The 8,851-nt window shown below is 67.9% G+C and carries 6 protein-coding genes; 3 read left to right on the top strand and 3 right to left on the bottom strand.

Features of this window, described 5'->3' with window-relative positions:
* The first annotated feature begins 257 nt into the window (after window positions 1–257).
* The gene (locus tag FOZ70_RS15450) at window positions 258–2,402 is read left to right on the top strand and encodes a phospholipase C, phosphocholine-specific (protein ID WP_021163108.1); all 2,145 of its coding nucleotides are present in this window, start codon (window positions 258–260) and stop codon (window positions 2,400–2,402) included.
* Window positions 2,403–2,768: 366 nt separating this feature from the next.
* Complete coding sequence (locus FOZ70_RS15445; protein ID WP_042977615.1) at window positions 2,769–3,917, top strand: branched-chain amino acid ABC transporter substrate-binding protein; 1,149 nt, start codon at window positions 2,769–2,771, stop codon at window positions 3,915–3,917.
* Window positions 3,918–4,041: 124 nt separating this feature from the next.
* Here FOZ70_RS15445 and FOZ70_RS15440 read toward each other — a convergent pair whose 3' ends face one another.
* On the bottom strand, window positions 4,042–4,803 hold the full coding sequence (locus tag FOZ70_RS15440) for a FadR/GntR family transcriptional regulator (RefSeq protein ID WP_021163105.1): 762 nt from the start codon (window positions 4,801–4,803) through the stop codon (window positions 4,042–4,044).
* Between the two features lie 359 nt (window positions 4,804–5,162).
* On the opposite strand from FOZ70_RS15440, the gene gudD reads away from it, so the two are divergent.
* Window positions 5,163–6,515, top strand: a complete 1,353-nt coding sequence (gene gudD, locus FOZ70_RS15435) for a glucarate dehydratase (RefSeq protein WP_048022991.1) — start codon at window positions 5,163–5,165, stop codon at window positions 6,513–6,515.
* Between the two features lie 230 nt (window positions 6,516–6,745).
* On the opposite strand, the gene FOZ70_RS15430 is transcribed toward gudD, so the two are convergent.
* Together FOZ70_RS15430 and FOZ70_RS15425 are read right to left on the bottom strand one after the other, a co-directional pair.
* Window positions 6,746–7,552, bottom strand: a complete 807-nt coding sequence (locus tag FOZ70_RS15430; RefSeq protein ID WP_021163102.1) for a hypothetical protein — start codon at window positions 7,550–7,552, stop codon at window positions 6,746–6,748.
* A 234-nt stretch (window positions 7,553–7,786) separates the two neighbouring features.
* On the bottom strand, window positions 7,787–8,851 hold the full coding sequence (locus FOZ70_RS15425; protein ID WP_027787985.1) for a glycosyltransferase family 4 protein: 1,065 nt from the start codon (window positions 8,849–8,851) through the stop codon (window positions 7,787–7,789).

Here is an 8,851-nt window from a genome sequence, read left to right as displayed (position 1 = left end):
TCCTGCTTTCCTGCTTTCCTGTTGTCCCGCTTTCCCGCTCTCCCCCTGCGTCACCACGACCGTTCGCGATATGCCCCGACGCTGCGTCGATATCGCTTCGATGCGGATGCAAACGTTTCCGGACTTCACATGAATGACACCGATTCCTCGCTATGCTCGCGGCGGCACGCACCAACGCAGCCGCATCCTGCGACCCGGTGTGCGCCGTTCCCGCTGGTCCCGCCAATCGGCTCCCTCTTTACCCCACGATAACGACCATGACCCGATCGAACCGTCGTGACTTCCTGCGCGTCGCTGCCGGCACCGCCGGCGCCGCCGCGCTGAACCTGTTCCCGCCCGTGATCCGCGATGCGCTCGCGATTCCCGCGAACCGCCGCACCGGCACCATCCGCGATATCGAACACATCGTGATCCTGATGCAGGAGAACCGCTCGTTCGACCACTACTTCGGCACGATGCGCGGTGTCCGTGGCTTTGGCGACCCGCGCCCGCTGCGCCTCGCGAACGGCAAGTCGGTGTTCCACCAGCCGGTCGGCCCGGCCGAACTGCTGCCGTTCCATCCGGGCGCGGACAAGCTCGGCCTGCAGTTCCTGCAGGACCTGCCGCACGGCTGGCAGGACATGCACGCGGCATGGAACAAGGGCCGCTACGACCAGTGGGTGCCGAACAAGGGCACCACGACGATGGCGTACCTGAAACGCGACGACATCCCGTTCCACTACCAGCTCGCCGACGCGTTCACGATCTGCGACGCGTACCACTGCGCGATCCCGAGCTCGACCGACCCGAACCGCTACTACATGTGGACGGGCTACGTCGGCAACGACGGCACGGGCGGCGGCCCGGTGCTCGGCAACGAGGAAAAGGGCTACGGCTGGACGACCTATCCGGAGGTGCTCGAACAGGCCGGCGTGTCGTGGAAGATCTACCAGGACATCGGCACGGGGCTCGACGCGAACGGCTCGTGGGGCTGGACGCAGAACCCGTACATCGGCAACTACGGCGACAACTCGCTGCTCTACTTCAACCAGTACCGCACCGCGTTGCCCGGCACGCCGCTGTACGACAAGGCGCGCACCGGCACCAACATCAGCGCCGGCGGCACGCTGTTCGACGTCCTGCAGCAGGACGTGAAGAACGGCACGCTGCCGCAGGTGTCGTGGATCTGCGCGCCGGAAGCGTATTCCGAGCACCCGAACTGGCCGGCGAACTACGGTGCGTGGTACATCGAGCAGGTGCTGAAGGCGCTCGTGTCGAATCCGGACGTATGGAGCAAGACCGCGCTCTTCATCACGTACGACGAAAACGACGGCTTCTTCGACCACGTGCAGCCGCCGTTCGCGCCGCAGTCGCGCGACAACGGGCTGTCGACGGTCGCGACGACCAACGAGGTATTCCCCGGCGACGCATCGCACATGGCCGGCCCGTATGGGCTCGGGCCGCGCGTGCCGATGCTCGTCGTGTCGCCGTGGACGAAAGGCGGCTGGGTCTGCTCGCAGACCTTCGATCACACGTCGCTGCTGCAATTCATCGAGGCCCGTTTCGGCGCGCAATACCCGGTCAAGGCGGCCAACGTGTCGCCGTGGCGTCGCGCGGTGTGCGGCGACCTGACCGCCGCGTTCGATTTCGCGACGGCCGACGCCGGCTGGCCGACGCTGCCGGATACGAGCGGCTACGCGCCGCCCGACCGCCTGCGCCACCCGGACTACATCCCCGTGCCGCCGGTACTGCAGAAGCTGCCGAAGCAGGAGGCCGGACTGCGGCCGGCGCGCGCGCTGCCTTACGAGCTGTTCGTGCACGGCCGCGTCGAATCGGTCAACGGCCAGTTCCGGCTGACCTTCGCGAACACGGGCCGGGCGGGCGCCGCGTTCCAGGTGCAGTCACGCAACCGCCTCGACGGCCCGTGGGCGTACACCGTCGAAGCCGGCAAGCGAATCGCCGACACGTGGAGCGCCGCGGCGTCGCTCGGCCTGTACGACCTCGACGTGTACGGCCCGAACGGCTTCTACTGCCATTTCCGCGGCCCGTTCGCGACCGGCGTCGGCAGCGCGAACGTGAACCCCGAGGTGATCTACGGCTATGACGTCGCGAACGGCAACATCACGCTGCGCCTGATGAACCGCGGCCACAAGGCGGTGCGGCTCAAGGTCACGAACGCATACGGCCACGGCCGCGCGCGCACGTTCGATCTCGCGCCGGGCCAGCAGATCGACGACTACTGGGATCTGCGCGGCAGCCACGGCTGGTACGACCTGACCGTCAGCGACGGCCGGCTGCTCGGCTTCCTGCGCCGCTTCGCGGGCCACGTCGAGACGGGGCGCCCGAGCACCAGCGATCCGCTGATCCGCACGCACGCATCGCACGACGATGCCGAAGCCGCATCGGACGCGCTGTCCGACTGACGGCCTCATGTGAGGCGGCGCGGCCCCGGCGGGCCGCGCTGCCTCCCCCCACCTCCACTCCTCCTCTCCGCCCGCTCCGTTCGCGACGGGAAACTCCCGATACCGGCTGCCTCCGCACGCGCGGAAGCTATGCGCAAATCCGCATCGAATGCGCGGCAAATTGCCAAGACCCACGCATATCGGCGACCTATATATCGAAACGATCGGGGCTCTTCGCCGAGCCTGACGGGAGATTCTTCCGAGGATCACGATGCCGACCTCCCCGCCCGATTCCGAGAAGCGGTCGAACCGCCCGCCCGTCGCACGCGTTCAGCCATCCCGAACGTGTGCGGTACTTACTCGCAGGTATCGAACAAGAGGAACAACATGAAATTCCGTCATTCCCTGCTGTCGGTGTCGATTGCATCCGCGCTTGCCCTCCTCTCGCAACAGGCCGCCCGGGCCGCCGACACGACCGACGTGAAGGTCGGTTTCGCCGCGCCGCTCACGGGCGTGAACGCCGGCTACGGCAAGGACCTGCAGAACGGCGTGCAGCTCGCGCTCGACGATGCCGCCGCGCAGAAGGTGCAGATCGCCGGCAAGCCCGCGCACTTCAACCTCGTCGTGCAGGACGACCAGGCCGACCCGCGCATCGGCGTGCAGGCCGCGCAGGCGCTCGTCGACCAGAACGTGTCGGTCGTGGTCGGCCATTTCAACTCGGGGACGACGATTCCGGCCTCGGTCGTCTACGACAAGGCCGGCATCCCGGTGATCGATCCGGCGGCGACCAACCCGACGCTCACCTCGCGCGGGCTGGCGAACATGTTCATGGTGATCGCGACCGACGGCCAGAACGCCGGCAACGCGGGCAAGTACGCGGTCGACGTGACGAAGGCGAAGCGCATCGCGATCATCGACGACCGCACCGCGTTCGGCCAGGGCGAGGCCGACGAGTTCGAGAAGGCCGTGAAGGCCGCCGGCGGGAACCTCATCGGCCGCGAATTCACCAGCAACCAGGCGGTCGACTTTCGCGCGCAGATCACGAGCCTGAAGGCCAAGAATCCCGACCTGATCTTCTTCGGCGGCCTCGATTCGCTCGCCGCGAACTTCATCAAGCAGATGCGCCAGCTCGGGCTGAACGCGCAGTTCGTCGGCGGCGGCGGCGTGAAGGACAACGAGTTCATCAAGATCGCGGGCCCGGCCGCCGAAGGCGCGATGGCATGGGAATACGGCCGGCCGCTCGACGAGCTGCCGCAAGGGAAGGATTTCGAGCAGCGTTTCAAGAAGCGCTTCGGCGTCGACGTGCTGTCGTACGCGCAGTTCGGCTACGACGCCGCGTGGGCGGCGATCAAGGCGATGCAGGCGGCCGGCTCGACCGACCCGAAGGTCTATCGTCCGGCGCTGAAGAAGATCGACTTCGAAGGCGTCACCGGCCGCATCTCGTTCGCGAGCGACGGTTCGCTGAAGAGCGGGATGTCGACGCTGTACCAGGTGAAGAGCGGCGCGTGGAAGACGATCACGACGAAGGGAGGCTGATCGGCGGTGCCGGCGGCCGGCGGCGGACAGGCCGCCCGGCCGCGGAGATCGACGAACGGATATCGATCTCGTATGACGACTGATGTTGATGCGATTCGACCGGGCGGACGCGCCGCCCGCCGCATCAGCCGGCCTGCGTGTCGCGCTCGGCCTCGGCCGCCTCGTGCGCACGGCGCAGCCGCTCGCGGCTGTTGGTGAGGTGCGTGCGCATCGCGGCGCGTGCGGCCTCCGGGTCGTGGCGCGCGATCGCCTCGTAGATGTCCTCGTGCTCGTGGTTCAGCCGGCCGACGTATCGCTCCAGATCGTCACCGGCAAAGCGGGCCGAATTCACGCGCGTGCGCGGGATGATCGACGTGCCGAGCTGCGTCATGATGTCGACGAAATAGCGGTTGCCGGTGGATTGCGCGATCTGCAGGTGGAACTGGAAATCGAGCTGCGCCGTGTCGCGGCCGCCGCCCGCCCCCGTTGCGATCGCGTCGAGCGCGCGCCGCAGCGCGACCAGGTCGGTATCGTTCGCGCGCTGCGCGGCGAGGCTCGCGCATTCGCTCTCGAGGCTGATGCGCAGTTCCAGCACCGCGAGCACGTCGCGCAGCGTCGTGATCGTCGCCGGGTCGATCCCGAGCGTCTGGCGGCGCGACGGCTCCAGCACGAAGCTGCCGATGCCGTGGCGCGTCTCGATGAGGCCGCTCGCCTGCATCCGCGAGATGGCCTCCCGCACGACCGTACGGCTCACGCCCTGCGCCGCCATGACTTCGGTTTCGGTCGGCAGCTTGTCGCCGGGACGCAGCGTGCCGTTTTCGATCTGCGCGGTCAGCGCGTCGACGACATCTTGTGCGAGGCTGCGTGCGCGACGGCGCGGCGCTGCGGGAAGCGTAGGCACGGACATGAGGCCGGTTCCTTTTTGAATGATCGTAATGTGAGCCGAGGGTTTACGCGGGGTTTGAGCGAAAGCCGGTGATTCATTATACTGCGTCACAAGTCATCCGACGACTGATGATCAAAACACGGATCTCCTGTCGACTCAAGCGCGCACGCCGGCACTGCCTGGTCCCATGCCTTACGATCAGCCAGCTTTCGCGTTCTGCGCTCCGCTGGTCAGGTTGTCGCTCCCACCCCGTTCCGGGTTGCGTCGACCTGCGGGGGCTTGCGCGCCGCGCACGTCGGTTGTCGAATGATCGCACCTCCTGCCGCGCGCGGCAAAGCTTTTGCCGCACGGCATTGCCCACCCTTCTGCCATCGCCGCCCATGAACGCCGTCACTGCCTCGCCCTCCCACGACACGCCGCGCATCGTCGACCTGCAAGCGATTCCGGTCGCCGGCCACGACAGCATGCTGCTCAACCTGAGCGGCGCACACGGCCCGTTCTTCACCCGCAACCTCGTGATCCTGAAGGACAGCGCGGGCCGGACCGGCGTCGGCGAAGTGCCCGGCGGCGAAAGCATCCGCCGCACGCTCGACGATGCGCGTGCGCTCGTCGTCGGCCAGCCGGTCGGCAATTACCATGCGGTGCTCAACGACGTGCGGCGCACCTTCGCCGACCGCGACGCGAGCGGCCGCGGTCTGCAGACCTTCGACCTGCGCACGACGATCCACGCGGTCACCGCGCTCGAGGCCGCGCTGCTCGACCTGCTCGGCCAGCATCTCGGCGTGCCGGTCGCCGCGCTGCTCGGCGAGGGCCAGCAGCGCGAGCGCGTCGAAATGCTCGGCTACCTGTTCTACGTCGGCGATCGCACGAAGACCGCGCTGCCCTACCGGGACGGCAGCGGCGCGACCGACGACTGGACGCGTGTGCGTGACGCAGCCGCGCTGACGCCCGAGGCCGTCGTGCGGCTCGCCGAAGCCGCGCATGCGCGCTACGGCTTCAACGACTTCAAGCTGAAGGGCGGCGTATTCGAAGGTGCGAGCGAGATCGAGGCCGTGACGGCGCTCGCCGAGCGCTTCCCCGACGCGCGCGTGACGCTCGACCCGAACGGCGCATGGTCGCTCGACGAGGCCGTGCGGCTGTGTCGCGACCAGCATCACGTGCTCGCCTACGCGGAAGATCCGTGCGGCGCCGAGAACGGCTACTCGGGCCGCGAGGTGATGGCCGAATTCCGCCGCGCGACGGGGCTGCCGACGGCAACCAACATGATTGCGACCGACTGGCGGCAGATGGGCCACGCGGTGCAGTTGCAGGCCGTCGACATTCCGCTCGCCGATCCGCATTTCTGGACGATGCAGGGTTCGGTGCGCGTCGCGCAGATGTGTCGCGACTGGGGCCTCACGTGGGGCTCGCACTCGAACAACCACTTCGACGTGTCGCTCGCGATGTTCACGCATGTCGCGGCCGCCGCACCGGGCCAGGTCACCGCGATCGACACGCACTGGATCTGGCAGGACGGCGAGCGCCTGACGCGCGAGCCGCTGAAGATCGAGAACGGGCTGGTGGACGTGCCGAAGCGGCCGGGTCTCGGCATCGATATCGACATGGATGCCGTCGCGGTCGCGCACGAGTTGTACAAGCAGCACGGGCTCGGTGCCCGCGACGACGCGGCGGCGATGCAGTACCTGATTCCGGGGTGGACTTTCAACAACAAGCGCCCCTGCCTCGTGCGCTGAGCGCGAAACGGACCGGGCGGCTGAATCGCCCGGCCGGGCCGGGCCCAAGACGAGCGGCGGGGCGCGGCTGGCGGGTGTCCGGCGGAAAACGCTGTTCGTGTCGGACAGGATCCGGATCGGGATGGCGATGGGAATCCGGCCGGCCAGATCGAGACTCGGCCGCACCTGTCCGGCCATTCCTGACCGTCCGCCCCAATCCCCCGCGCCCGCACGCCGTGCGCGGGGACTTGTCAGACGATCTGTTTGAGCGCGGCGTCGAGCGCGAGCACCGCGACGCGATCGCCTTCGGTCGCGAGCGGCGCGCGCATGACGATCTGCCGGTTATGGCCGACGGCCGCCGGCGAATCCCACAGCAGCTCGACCTTCGGTCGATTGAACAGGCCGCCGCGGCGCGGCGGCACGACCGAGGGCTGTCCTCCCGTCGCCCCTTCGCCGGCGGCAGGCGCCGTACGGCCGGGCCAGCGCACCGACAGTTCGCGCGCGTCGTACTGGCCGACCTTGCGGCTTTCCATCCAGACGATCGCGGTGCGCGTCAGCACGTCGAGCGAAATCGCATAACGGCCGACCGCGAAGCGGCGGGCCGCCACGTTGGTCCGCCACAGCGGCCGCGGGCGGCAGATCCAGACGATCGCCGCATAAAGCGCCGGGGCGGCAACGAGCCAGCCGTTGGTCGCCGTCACGGCATGCAGCGCGAGGCGCCAGCCATCCACCCAGACGAACATGCCGATCGACCAGACCGCGAACAGGAAACCGATCAGCGCGAAGACGCGCAGCGCCTGGCGCAGCCACTGCGGCAGCGGATGGAACGGCCGCTCGGCGCGCGCGACGGCACCCGGCAGCGCGAGCAGCAGGAAGATCAGCAGGAGGTAGACGAACGCCCAGGGCGACGACACCATCGCGGACAGCGACGAGCGATAGCCCATCTGGGACATCGAGAACAGCCAGCGCGCGAGCAGCACGAGACCGATCGCACGCAACGCGAAGATGACACCGGCGCCGGGGGCCGGCGCTGCGCGCGTGGATTTCGTTCTCGCCAAGACTGCTCTCCTCTGGATATTCGTGCGGGGCCGGATTTCACGGCACGGCCATTATAGGGACATTACCGTCTGGACAGACGGCTGGATGCCATGCCGGCCCGCTTCGGGGGCCGTTCGCGGCGTCGGGCGCGGCGAGAATACAACAGATCCGCGCCGCGGATGTGACAACGCCCCGCCGGAAACCCGGACGGGGCGTCGTTGGCAAGCCGCGCGCCGCCAGGCGGCGGCCCGCAATCAGCCTGCGTTGACTTCGCGGAGCACCGTGCGACGCTTCTGGCGCAGCAGTTCCTCGTAGCCCTTCACGTAGTTCTGCGCCATCACCTTCGACGAGAAGCGTGCTTCGAACGCGGCGCGGACCTTCTCGCGCGGCAGCGTATCGAGGCGCTTGAGCGCCGCGACGGCCGACAGTTCGTCTTCGACGACGAAGCCCGACACGCCGTTGTCGATCACTTCCGGCACCGAGCCGCGCTTGAACGCGATCACCGGCGTGCCGCAGGCCATTGCCTCGATCATCACCAGGCCGAAGGGCTCCGGCCAGTCGATCGGGAACAGCAGCGCGTGCGCGTTGCCCAGGAATTCCGTCTTTTCGGCTTCGCTGATTTCGCCGATGTACTCGACGTGCGGCAGCGCGAACAGCGGCTTGATCTTCTCTTCGTAGTACGCGCGGTCAGCCTTGTCGAGCTTCGCGGCGATCTTGATCGGCAGGCCGGCCTGCTCGGCGATTCGGATCGCCGTGTCGACGCGCTTCTCCGGCGAGATGCGGCCGAGGAACGCGAGATAGCTCGGCTTCACGTTCGGGATCGGCGTCAGCAGGTTTTCCGGCAGGCCGTGGTAAACGGTCGACAGCCAGTTCGCCTGCGGCAGCGGGATGCGCTGGTTGTCGGAGATCGACACGACCGGCACGTCGCTGAATGCATTGAAGATCGGCTGCAGTTCCGGCAGGTCGAGACGGCCGTGCATCGTCGTCAGATGCGGGACCGGCTGGCGCGAGAACAGCGAGAACGGGTAGTAGTCGATGTGGCAGTGCAGGACGTCGAACTCTTCCGCGCGGCGGCGCACCTGCTCGAGGAGCAGCATGTGCGGGGCCATCACGTCACGGATCGTCGGGTCGAGGCGCAGCGCCTGCGGCCAGCACGCTTCGAGCTTCGCGGAGGTTTGCGAATCGCCGCTCGCGAAGAGCGTAACGTCATGCCCCATCTCGACAAGTGCTTCGGTGAGGTAGGACACCACTCGCTCGGTACCACCGTACAGTTTCGGGGGCACCGCTTCGTGCAACGGAGCGATTTGGGCGATTCGCAT

Origin of the sequence: Burkholderia sp. COPS, from assembly GCF_019425585.1 — a bacterium.
Classification (GTDB): Bacteria; Pseudomonadota; Gammaproteobacteria; order Burkholderiales; family Burkholderiaceae; genus Burkholderia; species Burkholderia cepacia.
Note: the sequence above shows the minus strand (reverse complement) of the source record. Positions and strands in the feature narration are given on the sequence as shown.

Bases quoted from the DNA above. Each gene is read 5' to 3' on its own strand.
- FOZ70_RS15450 (WP_021163108.1), top strand. From the start codon at position 258: ATGACCCGATCGAACCGTCGTGACTTCCTGCGCGTCGCTGCCGGCACC.
- FOZ70_RS15445 (WP_042977615.1), top strand. From the start codon at position 2,769: ATGAAATTCCGTCATTCCCTGCTGTCGGTGTCGATTGCATCCGCGCTT.
- FOZ70_RS15440 (WP_021163105.1), bottom strand. From the start codon at position 4,803: ATGTCCGTGCCTACGCTTCCCGCAGCGCCGCGCCGTCGCGCACGCAGC.
- gudD (WP_048022991.1), top strand. From the start codon at position 5,163: ATGAACGCCGTCACTGCCTCGCCCTCCCACGACACGCCGCGCATCGTC.
- FOZ70_RS15425 (WP_027787985.1), bottom strand. From the start codon at position 8,851: ATGCGAATCGCCCAAATCGCTCCGTTGCACGAAGCGGTGCCCCCGAAA.